An 18389-nucleotide genomic window follows, 5' to 3' on the forward strand; every position below is an offset into this window, starting at 1 on the left:
GAGGGCGAAAAGATTACAGCACGCGGGTGCGGATCACCTCGGCGATGCCCGGCTGCAGGTTATCGGCGATCACCAGATCGGCGCGTTCCTTGATCGCGTCATCGGCGTTGCCCATCGCCACGCCCAACCCGACCGCTTCCAGCATGCTGATGTCGTTGTAGTTGTCGCCGAACGCCACCACCTGATCCATGCTCAGCCCCTGCGACTCCACCCATTGGCGCAGGCGCTTGCCTTTGCTGTTGCCGCCTTTGGCGATATCCACCTGATCGTGCCAGGACCATTCGCACGCCAGCCCAAGCTCTTTCTCCACCGTGTCGGCAAACTCGCGCAGCGCCAGGGTATCGGCGTGCGAGGTGGCGAATTTCCAGATCGCCTGCGCGTCGTCGGCCGCTTGCGCCAGGCTGCCGACCTGCAGCAGCGTTGGGCGCTGCGCTACCGGCAGGGTTTCGGCCCAGGCCAGCGAGCGGGTCACGTGGCCGCTCGGCTCCTGGTAGAGCATGGCGTCGTCGACGTACATCAGCCCGTGAATGTCGGTCTGTTTGAGCATCTGCAGCACCTGCTTGGCCTGATCTTTCGCCAGAGGATCGGCCGCCAGCACCTTCTTCTGCTGAAAATCATACAGGTAGGTGCCGTTGCAGCAGATGGCCGGGGTGTCTATCTGCAGCGCCTGGTAGAACGGATGGATGGCGACGTGGTGACGGCCGGTGACCACCACCACCTGGATGCCGGCGGCGCGTGCCTGCGCCAGCGCTTCCAGCGACTGCGGTAAGATGCGTTTTTGGTTGTCCAGCAGGGTGCCGTCAAGATCGAGGGCAATGACGCGGTAGCTCATAGGGTTCTCGTTATCGTTAGCCATAAAATTAATCCGATGGTACACCGGATAGCCAACGGAGAAAACCGCGTGAGCTTCCGGTGCTAAGCGGGGTTGCCATGCGACGGATGTGCGGTAAGCTAGGGGCAATCGAACGGCCTGAAACCGGTTCCTCTTTTACCCTTTGCAAGGAGAACACATGAAGCAAATCGTTTATGTCGCCAGCCCGGAGAGCCAGCAGATCCACGTTTGGCAGTTGGACGATGCCGGCGCGCTGGCGCTGCTGCAAACCGTTGACGTGCCGGGCCAGGTGCAGCCGATGACCCTTCATCCGGACAAGACTCACCTGTACGTCGGTGTACGTCCGGCGTTCGGCATCGTCAGCTACCGCATCGAGGCGGACGGCACGCTGCAGCAGGCCGGCATGGCGCCGCTGCCGGGCAGCCCGACCCATATTTCCACCGATTTGCAGGGGCGTTATCTGTTCTCCGCCTCCTACAGCGGCAACTGCGCCAGCATCAGCCCGATCGGCCACGACGGCGTGGTGACGGCGCCGATTCAGCAGATCGACGGCCTGAGCGCACCGCACTCGGCGAACATCGATCCGACTAACCAGCTGGTGCTGGTGCCTTGCCTGAAAGAAGACCGCATCCGCCTGTTCAACCTGAGCCTGGCGGGCCAGCTGACGCCACATGCGCAGGAAGCGGTGGCGACCGCCGCCGGCGCCGGGCCGCGTCATATGGCGTTCCACCACAACGACAAGTTCGCCTACTGCGTCAATGAGCTGGACGGTACGGTGGACGTGCTGGCCATCTCGGAAAACGGCGGCCACTACACCGTGACGCAGACGCTGGACATCATGCCGGCCGACTTCGACGGCACCCGCTGGGCGGCGGACATTCATATCACGCCGAACGGCCGCTTCCTGTATACCAGCGATCGCACCGCCAGCATTCTGACCATCTTCAGCGTTTCCGAAGACGGCGGCACGCTGAGCGTGGTCGGCTATCACCCGACCGAAGCGCAGCCGCGCGGTTTCAACATCGATCACAGCGGCCGCTTCGTGATTTCGTCCGGCCAGAAATCCGATCACATCGCGGTGCATGAGATTGATCAGCGCAGCGGTGAGCTGACCACGCTGGCGCGTTATCCGGTAGGCAAAGGCCCGATGTGGGTGAGCGTGCTGGCGAAGTAATTCGGCGGTCAGACGAGTATGGAAAAAGCGCGGTTCGGTTGAATCGCGCTTTTTTATTGGCGGGGGATCAGTTGAACGTCACCGTCAGCGTGGCGCTGCCGAGGCTGTGGAAATGGACGTTGAAGCCCACCAGCGCGCCGCTGGATCCCTCATCCACCTCGATATGTTCCACGTCCAGCGCATGCACGGTGAACTGGTAGCGGTGGCTCTCGCCCTCTGGCGGCGCCGCGCCGCCGTAGCCAGCCAAGCCGAAGTCGGTGCGGGTCTGCAGTGCGCCGGCGGGCAGCGGCGCTTTGCCGGAGCCCGCGCCCTGCGGCAGCTCGCGCACGTCGGCGGGAATGTTGGCCACGATCCAGTGCCACCAGCCGGAGCCGGTTGGGGCATCGGGATCGTAAACGGCGATTACGAAGCTCTTGGTACCGGCCGGCACGCCGTCCCAGGCCAGGTGGGGCGACAGGTTATCGCCGTGGTAGCCCATGCCGTTGAAGACCTGCGCCTGCGGCAGCTTGCCGCCGTCCTGCAGATCGTTGCTGTACAAACGAAAAGCCATAGTGACTCCCAGTTGTCGGTAAACGCGGACCCTTAAGCTAGATCGTTTCGCCGTGACAATACAAGTGGGATTGCCATTCGCCAACGGCGGCGCGGATCGGTTACCATGGCCGCATCTTCCTTCCTACAGACCGCCGGATAGCCAAACAACGCCACCATGATCTCACTGAAAAAACGCACGCCGTGGTTCGGCTGGCTGCGCCGTTGGGCCAAAAGCATCAAGCGCGATATTTACGCGCTGTGGCTGGCCGCCCGTGATAAGCGCACCCCGTGGTACGCCAAACTGATCGCGCTGCTGGTGGCCGGCTATGCGATCTCGCCGATCGATCTGATCCCGGACTTCATTCCGGTGCTGGGCTATCTGGATGACGTCATCATCGTGCCGTTGGGCATCATGCTGGCGGTGCGCCTGATCCCCAAGCCGCTGATGGCCGAGCTGCGCGAGAAGGCGCAAAAGCGCGTCGATAACCCCACCGGCCGCATGGCGGCAGCGATGATCATTTTACTTTGGCTGCTGTGTCTGGGATTGCTGGCCCGCTATCTGGACCAGCATTGGTAAGCCATTAACGCGCGGCGGCGGCGACGGCGGCGGTCAGGCGGCTGAGCTGTTCCGCTTCGATGATGTAAGGCGGCATCAGGTAAATCAGCTTGCCGAACGGCCGGATCCACACCCCGCGTTCGACGAATCCGCGCTGCAGCTCGGCGACGTCCACCGGTTCACGCATCTCCACCACCCCAATCGCGCCCAGCACCCGCACGTCCGCCACCTTCGGCAGCGCCGCGAGCGGCAGCAGTTCCTGTTTCAGCTGGGCTTCGATGGCGCTCACCTGCGCCTGCCAGCGATTTTCCGCCAGCAGCGCCAGGCTGGCGTCCGCCACCGCGCAGGCCAGCGGGTTGCCCATAAAGGTTGGGCCGTGCATAAAGCAGCCGGCCGCGCCGTTGCTGATGGTCTCCGCCACGTGGCGGGTGGTCAGGGTGGCGGACAGCGTCATGTAGCCGCCGGTCAGCGCCTTGCCCAGGCAGAGAATGTCCGGCACCACCTGCGCGTGCTCGCAGGCGAACAGCTTGCCGGTGCGGCCGAAGCCGGTGGCGATCTCGTCGGCGATCAGCAGCACCTGATGGCGATCGCACAGCTCGCGCACCCGCTTGAGGTAGGTCGGGTGGTAGATACGCATGCCGCCGGCGCCTTGCACCACCGGTTCCAGGATCACCGCCGCCACTTCACCGGCGTGCTGCTCCAGCAGCGCGGCGAACGGCGTGATGTCCTCTTCGCGCCATTCCTCGTCGAAGCGGCACTGCGGCGCGGTGGCGAACAGGTGCGGCGCCAGGTAACCCTGATAGAGGCTGTGCATCGAGTTGTCCGGATCGCAGACCGACATCGCGCCGAAGGTATCGCCGTGATAGCCGTGGCGCAGCGTCAGGATGCGCTGCCGCCGCTCACCGCGCTCCTGCCAGTACTGCAGCGCCATCTTCAGCGACACTTCCACCGCCACCGAACCGGAATCCGCCAGGAACACGCACTGCAGCGCTTCCGGCGTCATCGCCACTAACCGGCGGCACAGCGAGATGGCGGCCGGATGGGTAATACCGCCGAACATCACGTGCGACATCTTCTCCAGCTGCCGGCTGGCGGCCTGATTCAGGTGCGGATGGTTGTAACCGTGGATCGCCGCCCACCAGGAGGACATACCGTCCACCAGACGCCGGCCGTCCGCCAGCTGCAGCTCGACGCCGCTGGCCGACTCGATCGGGTAACAGGGTAACGGGCGGCTCATGGAGGTGTAGGGGTGCCAGATATGACGTTGGTCAAACGCCAGGTCGGAAGCGGTGACAGACATACTTGTAAACCAAATTGAATTAAGATTGGTTGACAGTATATCCACAATATTTAAACTGGCGACACTTTTTCGTTTTGGAGACGCCATGATGGCCGATCGCATTCACTGGACAGTAGGGCAAGCCCAGGCCCTGTTTGATAAACCTCTGCTTGAACTGCTGTTCGAAGCGCAAACCGTACACCGCCAGCACTTTGATCCGCGTCAGGTGCAGGTCAGCACGCTGCTGTCGATCAAGACCGGCGCTTGCCCGGAAGACTGCAAATACTGCCCGCAAAGCTCGCGCTACAAGACCGGCCTGGAGTCGGAGCGGTTGATGCAGGTCGAGCAGGTGCTGGAATCGGCGCGCAAGGCCAAGGCGAACGGCTCGACCCGTTTTTGCATGGGCGCGGCGTGGAAGAACCCGCACGAGCGCGATATGCCTTATCTGCAGCAGATGGTGCAGGGCGTGAAAGCGATGGGTATGGAAACCTGCATGACGCTGGGCACGCTGGACGGCACTCAGGCCGAGCGGCTGGCGGAAGCCGGGCTGGATTATTACAACCATAACCTCGATACCTCGCCGGAGTTTTACGGCAGCATCATCACCACCCGCAGCTACCAGGAACGCCTGGATACGCTCGACAAAGTGCGCGACGCCGGTATCAAAGTATGCTCCGGCGGCATCGTCGGGCTGGGTGAAACGGTGCGCGACCGCGCCGGGCTGCTGGTGCAGCTGGCCAACCTGCCGAAACCGCCGGAGAGCGTGCCGATCAACATGTTGGTGAAGGTAAAAGGCACGCCGCTGGCGGATAACGACGACGTCGATCCGTTTGATTTTATCCGCACCATCGCGGTGGCGCGCATCATGATGCCGTCTTCTTATGTCCGCCTCTCCGCCGGCCGTGAACAGATGAACGAACAGACGCAGGCGATGTGTTTCATGGCCGGCGCCAACTCGATCTTCTACGGTTGCAAGCTGCTGACCACGCCGAACCCGGAAGAAGACAAGGATCTGCAACTGTTCCGCAAGCTGGGGCTGAACCCGCAGCAGACCGCCACCGAACACGGCGACAACCAGCAACAGCAGGTGCTGGCTAAGCAGCTGCTGAACGCCGATACCGCCGAGTTTTACAACGCGGCGCTGTGATGAGCTGGCCACAACGCATCGAGCAAGCGCTGGCAGAGCGGCGCCTGAACGCCGCCTACCGTCGGCGACAGACCACCGAGGGCGGCAACGGCCGCCAGATCCGACTCGGCGATCGTCTCTACCTGAACTTCTCCGGCAACGACTACCTGGGGCTGAGCCAGGATGCGCGGGTGATCGCTGCCTGGCAGCAGGGCGCGCAGCGTTACGGCGTCGGCAGCGGCGGGTCGGGCCATGTCACCGGCTTTTGCGCAGCGCATCAGGCGCTAGAGGAGCAACTGGCGGCGTGGCTCGGCTATCCGCGCGCGCTGCTGTTCATCTCCGGTTACGCCGCCAACCAGGCGGTGCTGGCGGCGTTGATGCAGAAAGGCGATCGCATTTTAGCCGATCGCCTCAGCCACGCCTCGCTGCTGGAGGCGGCGGCGCAGTCGCCGGCCGAGCTGCGCCGCTTCCAGCACAATCAGCCGCAGGCGCTGGCGGATCTGCTGGCCAAACCCTGTGAAGGGCAGCGGTTGGCGGTGACCGAAGGGGTGTTCAGCATGGACGGCGACGGCGCACCGTTGGCGGAACTGCATCGCTTAACCCGCGCGGCGGGCGCCTGGCTGATGGTGGACGATGCCCACGGCGTCGGCGTGCGCGGCGAGCAAGGCCGCGGCAGCTGCTGGCAACAGGGCGTGCGCCCTGAACTGCTGGTGGCGACCTTCGGCAAGGCGTTCGGCGTCAGCGGCGCGGCGGTGCTGTGCGATGAGGCGACCGCCGAGTATCTGCTGCAGTTCGCCCGCCATCTGATTTACAGCACCGCGATGCCGCCGGCGCAGGCCTGCGCGCTGCAGGCGGCGCTGGCCTGCATTCGAGAGGGCGATGAACTGCGCGCCCGGCTGCAGGACAACATTCGGCGTTTCCGCCAGGGCGCGGCGCCGCTGGCGCTAACCCTGACGGATTCCGACACCGCCATCCAGCCGCTGCTGGTGGGAGACAATCAACGCGCGCTCGATCTGGCGACCCGCCTGCGTGAGCGCGGGCTGTGGGTGAGCGCCATCCGCCCACCGACGGTGCCGCCGGGCGGCGCGCGGCTGCGCATCACCCTGACGGCGGCGCATCAGCCGCAGGACATCGATCGCCTGCTGGAGGTATTGCATGACGTCAGCCAATGACGCGGTGAACAAACAGGCGGTCGCTTCGGCCTTCAGCCGCGCCGCTGGCAGCTACGACGCCGCCGCCGCGCTGCAGCGAGACGTTGGCGAGCGCTTACTGGGGATGGGGAGTGCCCATCCGGGCGAACGGCTGCTGGATGCCGGCTGCGGCACCGGCTATTTCAGCCGCCTGTGGCGCGAGCGCGGCAAGCAGGTGACCGCGCTCGATCTGGCGCCGGGCATGCTGGACGTTGCCCGTCAACGGCAGGCGGCGCACCATTATCTGCTGGGTGATATCGAACAGGTGCCGCTGCCCGATGCAGCGATGCACATCTGTTTCAGTAGCCTGGTGGTGCAGTGGTGCAGCGATCTGCCCGCCGCGCTGGCGGAGCTGTATCGCGTGACCCGCCCCGGCGGCGCGATCCTGTTTTCCACGCTGGCGGCGGGATCGCTACAGGAGCTGGGGGACGCCTGGCAACAGGTGGACGGCGAGCGCCACGTGAACGCTTTCCTGCCGCTGGCGCAGATCCGCGCCGCCTGTGCTGAATACCGACACGAGCTGGTCACGGAGTTGCGCACCCTGAACTACCCGGACGTGATGGCGCTGATGCGTTCGCTCAAGGGCATCGGGGCCACGCACCTGCATCAGGGGCGCGAGGGCGGCCTGATGTCGCGCGGCCGTCTCGCCGCGCTGCAGGCGGCTTACCCGTGCCGGCAGGGGCAGTTCCCGCTCAGCTATCATCTGGTTTATGGAGTGATTTATCGTGATTAAACGTTGGTTCGTGACCGGCACCGACACCGAGGTCGGAAAAACCGTCGCCAGCAGCGCCTTGCTGCAGGCCGCCAACCGGGCGGGCTACCGCAGCGCAGGTTATAAGCCGGTGGCTTCCGGCAGCGAGATGACCGCCGAGGGGCTGCGCAACGGCGACGCGCTGGCGCTGCAGGCCAACAGCGGCGTGGCGCTCCGCTACGACGAAGTGAACCCTTACGTTTTTGCCGAACCGACCTCGCCGCATATCGTCAGTGCCGATGAAGGCCGGCCGATTGAGGCGGCGCGGCTGTCCGACGGCCTGCGCCGGCTGGAGCAGCGCGCCGACTGGGTGCTGGTCGAGGGCGCCGGCGGGTGGTTTACCCCGTTGTCGGCGCAGTACACCTTCGCCGACTGGGTGCAGCAGGAGCAACTGCCGGTGATCCTGGTGGTGGGCATTAAACTGGGCTGCATCAACCACGCGGTGCTGACGGCGCAGGCGGTGCAACAGGCGGGGCTGACGCTGGCCGGTTGGATCGCCAACGACGTGACGCCGCCGGGGCGGCGGCATCAGGAATACCTGGCCACGCTGCGCCGCATGCTGCCGGCGCCGCTGCTGGGCGAAATCCCGCACCTGCCGCAGGCCGAGCGGGCGCCGCTGGGGCAGTATCTGGATATCAGCCTGCTATAAACCCTCCATGAGGGAGGCTTTCTCCCTCATTCTCCTTCCTGGCGCGCCAGCCCGGCGCCGATCAACGCCTCATCCAGCTGCGCCAGCGCGCCGTGCGCCACCGTGCGCCCGCTGTCCAACAGGCAGAAGCGGTCCGCCACCCGGCGCACGAACGGCAGCTGATGCTCCACCAGTAAAATGGTCATGCCCAATTCGCGGTTGAGCCAGCGGATCACGTTGCCGATGTCGGCGGCGATCGAGGGCGGTACGCCCGCCGTCGGTTCGTCGAGGATCAGCAGTGCCGGCTCCTGGGCCAGCGCCCGCCCAATCGCCAGCTGGCGTTGGGCGCCCACGCACAGATCGCCGGCGCGGCGCGCGCGCATCTGACGCAAATGGGGAAACAGGCTGTAGATCAGCGGCGGAATGCAGCGAGGGGCGCCGCGCCCGGCCATTTGCGCCACCTGCAGATTCTCCTCCACGCTCAGCTGCGAGAAGAGCTGCCGCCCCTGGGGCACGTGGCTGATGCCCAGTGCGGCGCGGCGCTCCATCGGCTGCAGCAACAGGTTTTGCGGCGGCTGATCCGCTGGCTGCCAGGTCATGCTGCCGCTCACCACCGGCACATGCCCCATAATGCAGTTGACCAGCGTGGTTTTGCCCACGCCGTTGCGCCCAAGCAGCACGGTGCACTGGCCGTGCGGCAGCTCCAGGTTGATGTCCCACAGGGTGTGGTTCTGCCCGTAAAATTGATTGACCGATCTCAGGCTCAGCATTTGGCATTCTCCTCATAGACGCCCGTTTCACTCGTTGGCGGGGACTGCAAAGGCCGCATGCGCGGCGGATTTCCCGAGTGTGGCAATGTCTGGAACAAAATGCCGTCCGTCCAATGAGCCAGAGCAAGGTCTGCGGTAGACGGAATGACAGTCAATATGTCGTTAAAAACGACGCTTGTGACGACTTGGTGTCGTTCTTGCGCTTTTACGGGCGATAGCGCCGCAGAGATCACGCGTCGCGGCAGGCAGCGCATCATGCTGCCGCACCGCGTTTATACGCAGGAAGATAAAGCAACTCTCAGGCCAGTTTTGCCGCCGGGTGAAAACGGGGATTGTTATCGCCTTGTTAACCACTCGTCAGGCCTGACGCACGCTGCCGCGGCGGCCTGAAAATGCGCAGGGAAGTTAACCCGGACGTTTTTTGCACTCTCATGGTGCTCTTCGGTGAGAACATGGTGCAAGGCGTTGCGCCGCCGTCAAGAGCGATCCGCGTGAAAGGGGCCAATGCGATTTTGGCAATGGGGATTTTTAGTATTAATCGGCATAAACAAAGCGATATTTTTATGAAAAAATAACTAAAAAAGGCATTTTGGCGAGTGTAAAGGGCGAAAAGCTTTCTTTCTGTAACTCCCGCCCCGGGCGGGACGGTGAGAGTTATCCACTATTCCTGTGGATAACCTTGTGTATTAGATTTAGAAAAACGCTGTAAAGCGAGAGCCGACGCGGGTTCTGTTCGCTTTGTCCGCATTCTCGTCTTTTTATTAATGTCATTAAATATCAGTAATTTAATTAAAATCAAGACGCAAGGGCATTGATCAGGCCTCTATGTATGATTTTTCGACGCCGTGCTAACAATAAGTTAATTCGCGGCAAGTTCTGGGGATAAATCTGTTATTGACAATAAAAATGTCACCGGGCTGTAACGCCACGGTGCAACCGCGTTGCCGCGGCGCCGGGCGCAGTGACGAATCCGCTTGAAGCTGGTTTTATATCCAGTATCATGGGCACTGGCGCAAATCGCCGACACTTTCCATAATTAGGGGCCATGCCCGGCGCAGAGCCGGCTGGCCGCCTGAGCGCGCGCATCTCCACAGGGTAGCCGAGCAATGAGTAAACTTTTCAAACTGCATTCAGAGTTCAAACCGGCCGGCGATCAGCCGGAAGCCATTCGCAAGCTGGAAGAGGGGCTGGAAGACGGCCTGGCGCACCAGACGCTGCTGGGGGTCACCGGTTCGGGCAAGACATTCACCATCGCCAACGTGATAGCCGATCTGAATCGGCCGACCATGGTGCTGGCGCCGAACAAGACGCTGGCGGCGCAGCTGTACGGCGAGATGAAAGAGTTTTTCCCGGAGAATGCGGTGGAATACTTCGTCTCCTACTACGACTACTACCAGCCGGAAGCCTACGTGCCCAGCTCCGACACCTTCATTGAAAAAGACGCTTCGGTGAACGAGCACATCGAGCAGATGCGCCTTTCCGCCACCAAGGCGCTGCTGGAGCGGCGCGACGTGGTGGTGGTGGCGTCGGTGTCGGCGATCTACGGCCTGGGCGATCCGGATCTTTACCTGAAGATGATGTTGCACCTGACTCAAGGCATGATCATCGATCAACGATCCATTTTGCGTCGGCTGGCGGAGCTGCAGTATTCCCGCAACGATCAGGCCTTCCAGCGCGCCACCTTCCGCGTGCGCGGTGAGGTGATCGACATTTACCCCGCGGAATCGGACGAGCTGGCGCTGCGCGTCGAGCTGTTCGACGACGAAGTGGAGCGGCTGTCGCTGTTCGATCCGCTGACCGGACAGATCGAGCAGGTGGTGCCGCGTTTTACCATCTACCCGAAATCGCACTATGTGACGCCGCGCGAGCGGATCATGCAGGCGATGGAAGAGATCAAGGTCGATCTGGCGGACCGCCGCAAGGTGCTGCTGGCCAACAACAAGCTGCTGGAAGAGCAGCGCCTGACGCAGCGCACCCAGTTCGATCTGGAGATGATGAACGAGCTGGGTTACTGCTCGGGCATCGAAAACTACTCGCGCTACCTGTCCGGGCGCGCCGAGGGCGAGCCGCCGCCGACGCTGTTCGACTACCTGCCGGCGGACGGCCTGCTGGTGGTCGACGAATCCCACGTCACCATTCCGCAGATCGGCGCGATGTTCAAGGGCGACCGCGCGCGTAAAGAAACGCTGGTGGAGTACGGCTTCCGCCTGCCGTCGGCGCTGGACAACCGCCCCTTGCGCTTCGAGGAATTCGAGGCGCTGGCGCCGCAGACCATCTATGTCTCCGCGACGCCGGGCAAATATGAGCTGGAGAAATCCGGCGGCGATCTGATCGATCAGGTGGTGCGGCCGACCGGGCTGCTGGATCCGATCGTGGAGGTGCGGCCGGTCGCCACCCAGGTGGACGATCTGCTCTCCGAGATCCGCAAGCGCGCGGCGATCAACGAGCGCGTGCTGGTGACCACCCTGACCAAACGCATGGCGGAAGACCTGACCGAATACCTGGAAGAGCATGGCGAGCGCGTGCGCTACCTGCACTCGGACATCGATACCGTGGAACGGGTCGAAATCATCCGTGACCTGCGCCTGGGCGAGTTCGACGTGCTGGTGGGTATCAACCTGTTGCGTGAGGGGCTCGACATGCCTGAGGTGTCGCTGGTGGCGATTCTGGACGCCGACAAGGAAGGCTTCCTGCGTTCCGAGCGTTCGCTGATCCAGACCATCGGCCGCGCGGCGCGTAACCTGAACGGCAAGGCGATCCTGTATGGCGATCGCATCACCGATTCGATGGCCAAGGCGATCGGCGAAACCGAGCGGCGCCGCGCCAAGCAGCAGGCCTACAACGAAGCCAACGGCATCGTGCCGCAGGGGCTGAACAAGAAGATCGGCGATATTCTGCAGATCGGCCAGCCGGTCAACCGTGCCAAGAACAAAGGCAAGGGCAAGGCGCTGGACGGCGGCGCTTCGCTTCAGAACCTCACGCCGAAAGCGCTGGATCAGAAAATCCGCGATCTGGAGGCGCAGATGTACACTCACGCGCAAAACCTGGAGTTCGAACAGGCCGCTGCGCTGCGCGACGAGATCCACCAGCTGCGCGAGCAGTTCATAGCGATTTCCTGACCGTTGGATGGCGCCCGCGCCGCGGGCGTCAAAATTCCTTGTCGGCCGCGCCAAAGCTGTTAAGGTGTGCGGCCCGATTTGACCATGAAGAGTACCGAACATGAGCCAACACCAGTCCAAAGACCCGCTGCACGGCGTGACGCTGGAGCAACTGCTGAATAAACTGGTGGATCACTACGGTTGGTCCGAGCTGGGCGCACGCATTCGCATCAACTGCTTCCGCAGCGATCCGAGCATCAAGTCCAGCCTGAAGTTTTTGCGTCGCACGCCCTGGGCGCGCAAAGAGGTGGAAGATCTGTATATCGATATGGTCAGCCATCCCGCCCCAGCCAGCGATAATCCCTGGCTGCGCGGGCGAGACGGTTAAATTCGGTCAGCGGCGGGCGGCCAGCTCTACCAGCGCCCGATCCAGCGCCTGGCGCAGCAGCTGGCGATCGTGGCGGTAGGGGATGTCGCTCGCTTCCAGCGGCTGTTGAATCACCACCCGATCCTGCACTTCACTGGCGTCCACCGCCGGGCCGACGATCAGCGCATCGATCATCCGGCGGCCGATCTTCTCTTCCATCAGCGTCAGCTTATCCTTTAACGACAGCGCCGCGGCGGCCACGCTCAGCTCGCGGCCGAGGTTGCCGATATAGATCATGCTGGCGCTGCTGCGACGCAGCGCCTGGGTGAGATCGTCCAGCAGCAGCAGCGGCATCAGGCTGGTGAGGAAACTGCCCGGCCCGATCAGGATCACGTCGGCCTGTGCGATGGCGTCCAGCGCTTCGCGCGTGGCGTTGACCGGCGGTGACAGCATCAGCTCCTGCGGCATATGGGTCAGCTGGTCGACATTCACTTCACCGTAAACATGGTTGCCTTCGTGATCGTGCGCCATCAAATCCACCGGCTGCTCCGACATCGGGATCAGCGCCGCGTCCACCTTCAGCAGGCTGCGCACCAGGTTGATCGCTTCCAGCGGGCGCACGCTCAGGTGATCCAGCGCTTTCAGCATCAGGTTGCCGAGGTTGTGGCCGGCCAGTTCGCCGTTGCCGCTGAAGCGGTATTCGAACATCGCCGAGGCGACGCTCGGTTCGGTGATCAGTTGGTTGAGACAGTTACGGGTATCGCCCCAGGCAATGCCGCCTTCCGAACGGCGGATACGGCCGGTGGAACCGCCGTTGTCGGTGGTGGTGACGATGCCGGTCAGGCGGGAGCCTAAGGACGACAGGGCCGACATCACACGGCCCAGGCCGTGTCCGCCGCCTAACGCCACCACGCGGTCGAGATCGGCCAGGGTACGATTACGCATAAATTTCCTTACAAAGGGACTGAACTGCCCGCATAAGGTAGCGGATCCGGCATAAAAACGCGATAAGAGTGTCATTTGCGTGATTCCGGTCAATTCGTCCGCGCAAGTGATGTTTATCATGGTTTACCAGAATACACGGCGTCTAAAAACGCTGTATAGACAATTATATAGCGAATTTACGCGTTGGCTATCGTTGCCGATTAGCGTTAGAATTCTGCTGAAAACCACGGTTTCGTTCCGGCTACTCAAGGTAGCGGGAAGAGAAATCAAACTCCTAGCCCCTGCGCCTACGTTGTTCATCCGGAACGATATGGCGCCTGGGCCGTGGCGAAGTCAGCCACCAGGGTGCAGAGGGGAAACGCTCGCATCTCCCGACTTTGGAAAGGTGTTATGGTGCCGCAACTCATTGATGCTTATGAGCGCAAGTTCTATTACCTGCGCTTGTCGATCACCGACGTGTGCAACTTTCGTTGCACCTATTGTCTGCCCGACGGCTACAAGCCAAGCGGCAGCCCGAAAAGCTTCCTGTCGCTGGATGAAATCCGCCGCGTCAGCCGCGCGTTCGCCGAACTGGGCACCGAAAAGGTGCGCCTGACCGGCGGCGAGCCTTCGCTGCGCCGCGATTTTACCGAGATCATCGCCGCCGTGCGGGAAAACCCGGCCATCCGTACCCTGGCGGTCACCACCAACGGCTACCGTCTGGCGCGCGACGTCGCCGCCTGGCGTGACGCCGGTCTGACGGCGATTAACGTCAGCGTCGACAGCCTGGATCCCCGCCAGTTTCACGCCATCACCGGTCAGGACAAGTTCCGCCAGGTGATGGACGGCATCGACGCCGCCTTCAGCGCCGGTTTCAGCAAGGTTAAGGTCAACGCGGTGCTGATGCGCGACGTTAACCACCAGCAGCTCGGCGCCTTTCTCGTCTGGATCAAAGACCGGCCGATCCAGTTGCGTTTTATCGAACTGATGGAAACCGGCGAGGGCGGCGAGCTGTTTCGCAAACACCACGTTTCCGGCGAAGTGATTCGCCGGCAGCTGGAGCAGCAGGGCTGGCAGCGCCAGGCGCGCGGCCGCAGCGACGGCCCGGCGCAGGTGTTCAGCCACCCGGACTACCAGGGTGAGGTGGGTCTTATCATGCCGTATGAGAAAGACTTCTGCGCCAGCTGCAACCGGCTGCGCGTTTCTTCCATCGGCAATCTGCACCTGTGCCTGTTCGGCGAGCAGGGGGTGCCCCTGCGCGATCTGCTGGCAGAGGACGGCCAGCTCGACGCGCTCAAGGCGCGCATCCAGAGCGGGCTGCTGAGCAAGAAGCAGACCCATTTCCTGCATCAGGGCAACAGCGGGATCACCCAGAACCTGTCGTTTATCGGCGGCTGACAGCCAATAGGAGCCTATTGAACCATGAGCCATGCGAGCAGCGAGTTTATTCCGGCGCATATCGCCATCCTGACCGTGTCCGACAGCCGCGGCGCGGCGGAAGACACCTCCGGCCAATATCTGCAGGAAGCGGCGCAGGAAGCCGGTCATCAGGTGGTGGATCGCGCCATCGTCAAAGATGACATTTACCAGATCCGCGCGCGGGTTTCCGCCTGGATCGCCGATGACAACGTGCAGGCGGTGCTGATCACCGGCGGCACCGGTTTTACCGCCCGCGACAACACGCCGGAAGCGCTGCTGCCGCTGTTCGACAGAGAGGTGGAAGGGTTCGGCGAACTGTTCCGCATGGTGTCGTACGAAGAGATCGGCACCGCGACGATCCAGTCGCGTGCGCTGGCCGGCCTGGCCAACCGCACGGTGATCTTCGCCATGCCGGGCTCCACCCGCGCCTGCCGCACCGCCTGGGAGCGGATTATCGAAGAGCAGTTGGACGCGCGCCATCGCCCGTGCAACTTCCAGCCCCATTTGAAGAAGCCCTGAGTCATGACACAGCTAACCCACATTAACGCCGCCGGCGAAGCCCATATGGTTGACGTTTCCGCCAAGGCCGAAACGGTGCGCGAGGCGCGCGCCGAAGCCTTCGTCGAGATGCTGCCCGCCACGCTGGCGATGATCGTCGACGGCAGCCATCACAAGGGCGACGTGTTCGCCACGGCGCGCATCGCCGGCATTCAGGCGGCCAAACGCACCTGGGAGCTGATCCCGCTGTGCCACCCGCTGATGCTGAGCAAGGTCGAAGTGCAGCTGGAGGCGCAAACGCAGCACAACCGGGTGCGCATCGAAACCTGCTGCCGGCTGACCGGCAAAACCGGCGTCGAGATGGAGGCGTTGACCGCCGCCTCGGTGGCGGCATTGACCATCTACGACATGTGCAAAGCGGTACAGAAAGACATGGTGATCGGCCCGGTGCGCCTGCTGGCGAAAAGCGGCGGCAAATCCGGCGATTTTAAGGTGAACGTATGATCGATATTCTTTTCTTCGCGCAGGTGCGCGAACTGGTGGGCACCGGCGGCCTGTCGATGCCGGCGGATTACCCGACCGTCGAGGCGCTGCGCCAGGCGCTGTGTGCGCGCGGCGATCGCTGGGCGCTGGCGCTGGAGTCCGGCAAGCTGTTGGCGGCGGTCAATCAGTCGCTGGTGGCGGCGGACCATCCGCTGCGCGCCGGCGATGAAGTGGCCTTCTTCCCGCCGGTCACCGGGGGGTAAGCATGGAAAATACCCGCATTCGCGTGGGCGAAGCGCCCTTCAACGTCGGCGACGAGTACCAATGGCTGGCGCAGTGCGACGCCGATGGCGCGGTAGTGACCTTCACCGGCAAGGTGCGCAACCATAATCTGGGTGACGACGTCAGCGCGCTGACGCTGGAACACTACCCCGGCATGACCGAGAAGGCGCTGGCGGAGATCGTGGCCGAGGCGCGCAGCCGTTGGCCGCTGCAGCGGGTGACGGTGATCCACCGCGTCGGCGCGTTGTATCCCGGCGACGAGATCGTGTTCGTCGGCGTGACCGGCGCGCACCGCAGCATGGCGTTCGCCGCCAGCGAGTTCATCATGGACTACCTGAAGACCCGCGCGCCGTTCTGGAAGCGCGAAGCGACAGGCCAGGGCGATCGTTGGGTCGATGCCCGCGACAGCGATCGCGAGGCCGCGCAGCGCTGGCACGACGCGGCTAAATAACGCGTCAACAGCGGAAATAAATCAAGACCTTTGCCGCTTTCGCCCGGCATATTCTGTGGTACGCTTATAGCAGGCGAAGCCCCGTTCGCGGGGCTTCGGAATCTTGTTTACTACGCAAAAGGTAACCGTCATGGACCGATATCCACGCTCTAATGGTTCAATCGTCGAACGTGCCAACAGCGGCATTCAGGCCTACATGGCGCAGGTTTACGGCTGGATGACCTGCGGTCTGCTGCTGACGGCGTTCGTTTCCTGGTATGCGGCCAACACGCCCGCGATCCTCAACTTCATCTTCTCCAGCCAGATCACCTTCTTCGGCCTGATCATCGCCCAACTGGCGCTGGTGTTCGTGATTTCCGGCATGGTCAACCGCCTGAGCGGCGCGGTGGCCACTTCGCTGTTCATGCTGTACTCGGCGCTGACCGGGCTGACGCTGTCGAGCATCTTCATCGCCTACACCTACAGCTCGATCGCCAGCACCTTCGTGGTCACCGCCGGCATGTTCGGCGCCATGAGCCTGTACGGTTACACCACCAAGCGCGATCTGAGCGGCTTCGGCAGCATGCTGTTCATGGCGCTGATTGGCATCGTGCTGGCCTCGCTGGTGAACATCTGGCTGAAAAGCACCGCGCTGATGTGGGCGATTACCTACATCGGGGTGGTGGTGTTCGTCGGCCTGACCGCGTACGACACGCAAAAACTCAAGGCGATGGGCGAGCAGCTGAACGCCGATGATAAAGACAGCTTCCGCAAGTACGCCATCGTCGGCGCGCTGACGCTGTATCTCGACTTCATCAACCTGTTCCTGATGTTGCTGCGTATCTTCGGCAACCGTCGCTAAATCCGTGGCCTTTCAAGCAGTAGCTTGAAATCCCCAGGACTTACCGAGCTCTGCATGTGACATGCAGAGCTTTTTTTATGCGATTTTGCGGCGGAACAGCGCGTAGGCGGCGCTGCCGGTGGTGGCGGTGATCACCAGCAGCGGCCACAGGCTGTGCCAGATGATGTCGAAGCTGGCGTCCTTTAGGTAGATCTGCTTGGTGATGTCGGTGAAGTGGCGTATCGGGTTGACCCAGGTCAGATCCTGCAGCCACACCGGCATGTTCTCCACCGGCGAGACGTAACCCGAGAGCAGGATCGCCGGCATCATGAACACGAACACGCCGATGAACGCCTGCTGCTGAGTGGCGCACAGCGACGAGATCAGCAGGCCGAAACCGACCAGCGACAGCCCGTAGATCAGCATGGTGGCATAGAACAGCAGCAGCGATCCGGCAAACGGGATCTGGTACAGGAAGATGCCGATCAGCAGCACGATGCTGGCCTGGAAGCTGGAGACGATCAGCGCCGGCACCGCCTTGCCGATAAAGATCTGCCAGGTGGTGAGCGGCGAGACCAGCAGCTGTTCCAGCGTGCCCTGTTCGCGTTCGCGCGCCACCGACAGCGAGGTGACGATCAGCACGCCAATGGTGGTGATCATGGCGATCAGCGACGGCACCACGAACCATTTGTAGTCCAGATTCGGGTTATACCAGTTGCGCACCACCAGCTCGCTGTTGTTGGGTTTGGCGCGGTTGCCGAGCAGCTCGTTCTGATATTCCTGCACGATCTGCTGCACGTAGTTGGCGGCGATCTGCGCACTGTTGGAGTTGCGCCCGTCGAGCAGCAGCTGCAGCGGCGCGGTGTTGCCGGTGGCGATATCGCGCGAGAACTGCGCCGGGAAGCGGATCAGCAGCAGCGCCCGCTGGTTGTCGATGGTGGTTTTTATCTCCTGCGGGCTGCGCAGCAGCTGCACGTGTTGAAAGGCCTTGGCCTTGGCGAAGCGCTGGGTCAGCTCTACCGAGGCTTGGCCGCTGTCCTCGCTGTAGACCGCGATGGTGGCGTTGGTGACTTCCAGCGTCGCGGCGAACGGGAACAGCAGCACCTGCAGGATCACCGGCATGATTAAAATGGCGCGGGTTTGCGGATCGCGCAGCAGCGCCTGCATTTCCTTGATGATGAGCGTCAACAGACGATGAAACATCGCTTTT

The 18389-nt window shown here is 62.8% G+C and carries 21 protein-coding genes and 1 riboswitch; of the genes, 15 read left to right on the forward strand and 6 right to left on the reverse strand.

Going from position 1 to position 18389, the window contains the following annotated elements:
• Nucleotides 1-13 precede the first annotated feature (13 nt).
• The gene (locus ACJ8HT_RS10135; RefSeq protein WP_047728435.1) at nt 14-832 is read right to left on the reverse strand and encodes a pyridoxal phosphatase; all 819 of its coding nucleotides are present in this window, start codon (nt 830-832) and stop codon (nt 14-16) included.
• Between the two features lie 178 nt (nt 833-1010).
• Between ACJ8HT_RS10135 and pgl the strand changes: the two genes are divergently transcribed.
• Complete coding sequence (pgl, locus tag ACJ8HT_RS10140; protein ID WP_174136270.1) at nt 1011-2006, forward strand: 6-phosphogluconolactonase; 996 nt, start codon at nt 1011-1013, stop codon at nt 2004-2006.
• A 67-nt stretch (nt 2007-2073) separates the two neighbouring features.
• On the opposite strand, the gene ACJ8HT_RS10145 is transcribed toward pgl, so the two are convergent.
• On the reverse strand, nt 2074-2556 hold the full coding sequence (locus tag ACJ8HT_RS10145; RefSeq protein ID WP_197652233.1) for a kinase inhibitor: 483 nt from the start codon (nt 2554-2556) through the stop codon (nt 2074-2076).
• Between the two features lie 156 nt (nt 2557-2712).
• Between ACJ8HT_RS10145 and ACJ8HT_RS10150 the strand changes: the two genes are divergently transcribed.
• Nucleotides 2713-3114, forward strand: a complete 402-nt coding sequence (locus tag ACJ8HT_RS10150; RefSeq protein ID WP_038870940.1) for a YkvA family protein — start codon at nt 2713-2715, stop codon at nt 3112-3114.
• A gap of 4 nt (nt 3115-3118) precedes the next feature.
• On the opposite strand, the gene bioA is transcribed toward ACJ8HT_RS10150, so the two are convergent.
• Complete coding sequence (gene bioA / locus ACJ8HT_RS10155) at nt 3119-4393, reverse strand: adenosylmethionine--8-amino-7-oxononanoate transaminase (protein WP_197652232.1); 1275 nt, start codon at nt 4391-4393, stop codon at nt 3119-3121.
• Nucleotides 4394-4481: 88 nt separating this feature from the next.
• Here bioA and bioB point away from each other — a divergent pair, with 88 nt between their 5' ends.
• From bioB to bioD, 4 genes are read left to right on the forward strand one after another with little or no spacing between them, the layout of a single operon-like run.
• Nucleotides 4482-5519 (forward strand): biotin synthase BioB, encoded by a 1038-nt coding sequence (bioB, locus tag ACJ8HT_RS10160; RefSeq protein ID WP_025301918.1) that lies wholly within the window; start codon nt 4482-4484, stop codon nt 5517-5519.
• Nucleotides 5519-6670 (forward strand): 8-amino-7-oxononanoate synthase, encoded by a 1152-nt coding sequence (gene bioF, locus ACJ8HT_RS10165; RefSeq protein WP_060451381.1) that lies wholly within the window; start codon nt 5519-5521, stop codon nt 6668-6670. Before bioB ends, bioF begins: the two co-directional genes overlap by 1 nt.
• The gene (gene bioC / locus ACJ8HT_RS10170; RefSeq protein WP_197652231.1) at nt 6654-7421 is read left to right on the forward strand and encodes a malonyl-ACP O-methyltransferase BioC; all 768 of its coding nucleotides are present in this window, start codon (nt 6654-6656) and stop codon (nt 7419-7421) included. The genes bioF and bioC overlap by 17 nt, the downstream gene beginning before the upstream one ends.
• Nucleotides 7414-8088 (forward strand): dethiobiotin synthase, encoded by a 675-nt coding sequence (gene bioD, locus ACJ8HT_RS10175; RefSeq protein ID WP_070914085.1) that lies wholly within the window; start codon nt 7414-7416, stop codon nt 8086-8088. Before bioC ends, bioD begins: the two co-directional genes overlap by 8 nt.
• 26 nt (nt 8089-8114) lie before the next feature.
• Here bioD and ACJ8HT_RS10180 read toward each other — a convergent pair whose 3' ends face one another.
• Complete coding sequence (locus ACJ8HT_RS10180) at nt 8115-8837, reverse strand: ATP-binding cassette domain-containing protein (RefSeq protein WP_197652230.1); 723 nt, start codon at nt 8835-8837, stop codon at nt 8115-8117.
• Nucleotides 8838-9229: 392 nt separating this feature from the next.
• Here ACJ8HT_RS10180 and ACJ8HT_RS10185 point away from each other — a divergent pair, with 392 nt between their 5' ends.
• The 3 genes from ACJ8HT_RS10185 to ACJ8HT_RS10195 all read left to right on the forward strand — a co-directional run bounded on the left by ACJ8HT_RS10185 (nt 9230) and on the right by ACJ8HT_RS10195 (nt 12323).
• Entirely contained in the window at nt 9230-9412 is a 183-nt protein-coding gene (locus tag ACJ8HT_RS10185) for a hypothetical protein (protein WP_197652229.1), read from the forward strand.
• A gap of 531 nt (nt 9413-9943) precedes the next feature.
• Entirely contained in the window at nt 9944-11956 is a 2013-nt protein-coding gene (gene uvrB / locus ACJ8HT_RS10190) for an excinuclease ABC subunit UvrB (RefSeq protein WP_049201153.1), read from the forward strand.
• Nucleotides 11957-12056: 100 nt separating this feature from the next.
• A complete protein-coding gene (locus ACJ8HT_RS10195; protein ID WP_004939783.1) occupies nt 12057-12323 on the forward strand; it encodes a VF530 family DNA-binding protein in 267 nt (88 codons plus the stop codon).
• 6 nt (nt 12324-12329) lie between these two features.
• On the opposite strand, the gene yvcK is transcribed toward ACJ8HT_RS10195, so the two are convergent.
• Nucleotides 12330-13247: a uridine diphosphate-N-acetylglucosamine-binding protein YvcK gene (gene yvcK / locus ACJ8HT_RS10200; RefSeq protein ID WP_126180324.1), complete on the reverse strand. Its 918-nt coding sequence runs from the start codon at nt 13245-13247 to the stop codon at nt 12330-12332.
• 259 nt (nt 13248-13506) lie between these two features.
• Nucleotides 13507-13651: riboswitch (molybdenum cofactor riboswitch) on the forward strand.
• Here yvcK and moaA point away from each other — a divergent pair.
• The 6 genes from moaA (at nt 13638) to ACJ8HT_RS10230 (ending at nt 17200) form a co-directional block, all read left to right on the forward strand.
• Nucleotides 13638-14624, forward strand: coding sequence for a GTP 3',8-cyclase MoaA (gene moaA, locus ACJ8HT_RS10205; protein ID WP_197652228.1), 987 nt, complete (start codon nt 13638-13640; stop codon nt 14622-14624). It overlaps the preceding riboswitch by 14 nt.
• Before the next feature lie 24 nt (nt 14625-14648).
• Nucleotides 14649-15164: a molybdenum cofactor biosynthesis protein B gene (gene moaB / locus ACJ8HT_RS10210; RefSeq protein WP_033642238.1), complete on the forward strand. Its 516-nt coding sequence runs from the start codon at nt 14649-14651 to the stop codon at nt 15162-15164.
• Between the two features lie 3 nt (nt 15165-15167).
• Nucleotides 15168-15647 carry a cyclic pyranopterin monophosphate synthase MoaC gene (gene moaC, locus ACJ8HT_RS10215; RefSeq protein WP_049201144.1) on the forward strand — a complete coding sequence of 160 codons (480 nt, stop codon included), beginning with the start codon at nt 15168-15170 and terminating at the stop codon, nt 15645-15647.
• Entirely contained in the window at nt 15644-15889 is a 246-nt protein-coding gene (gene moaD / locus ACJ8HT_RS10220; protein ID WP_019453985.1) for a molybdopterin synthase sulfur carrier subunit, read from the forward strand. The genes moaC and moaD overlap by 4 nt, the downstream gene beginning before the upstream one ends.
• Before the next feature lie 2 nt (nt 15890-15891).
• A complete protein-coding gene (gene moaE, locus ACJ8HT_RS10225) occupies nt 15892-16359 on the forward strand; it encodes a molybdopterin synthase catalytic subunit MoaE (RefSeq protein WP_004939764.1) in 468 nt (155 codons plus the stop codon).
• Between the two features lie 130 nt (nt 16360-16489).
• Entirely contained in the window at nt 16490-17200 is a 711-nt protein-coding gene (locus tag ACJ8HT_RS10230) for a Bax inhibitor-1/YccA family protein (protein WP_033637508.1), read from the forward strand.
• Nucleotides 17201-17275: 75 nt separating this feature from the next.
• Here ACJ8HT_RS10230 and ACJ8HT_RS10235 read toward each other — a convergent pair whose 3' ends face one another.
• Nucleotides 17276-18382 (reverse strand): ABC transporter permease, encoded by a 1107-nt coding sequence (locus tag ACJ8HT_RS10235; RefSeq protein WP_197652227.1) that lies wholly within the window; start codon nt 18380-18382, stop codon nt 17276-17278.
• Nucleotides 18383-18389 lie beyond the last annotated feature (7 nt).

It is taken from the genome of Serratia sp. CY44782 (assembly GCF_052168715.1).
GTDB lineage: Bacteria > Pseudomonadota > Gammaproteobacteria > Enterobacterales > Enterobacteriaceae > Serratia > Serratia nevei.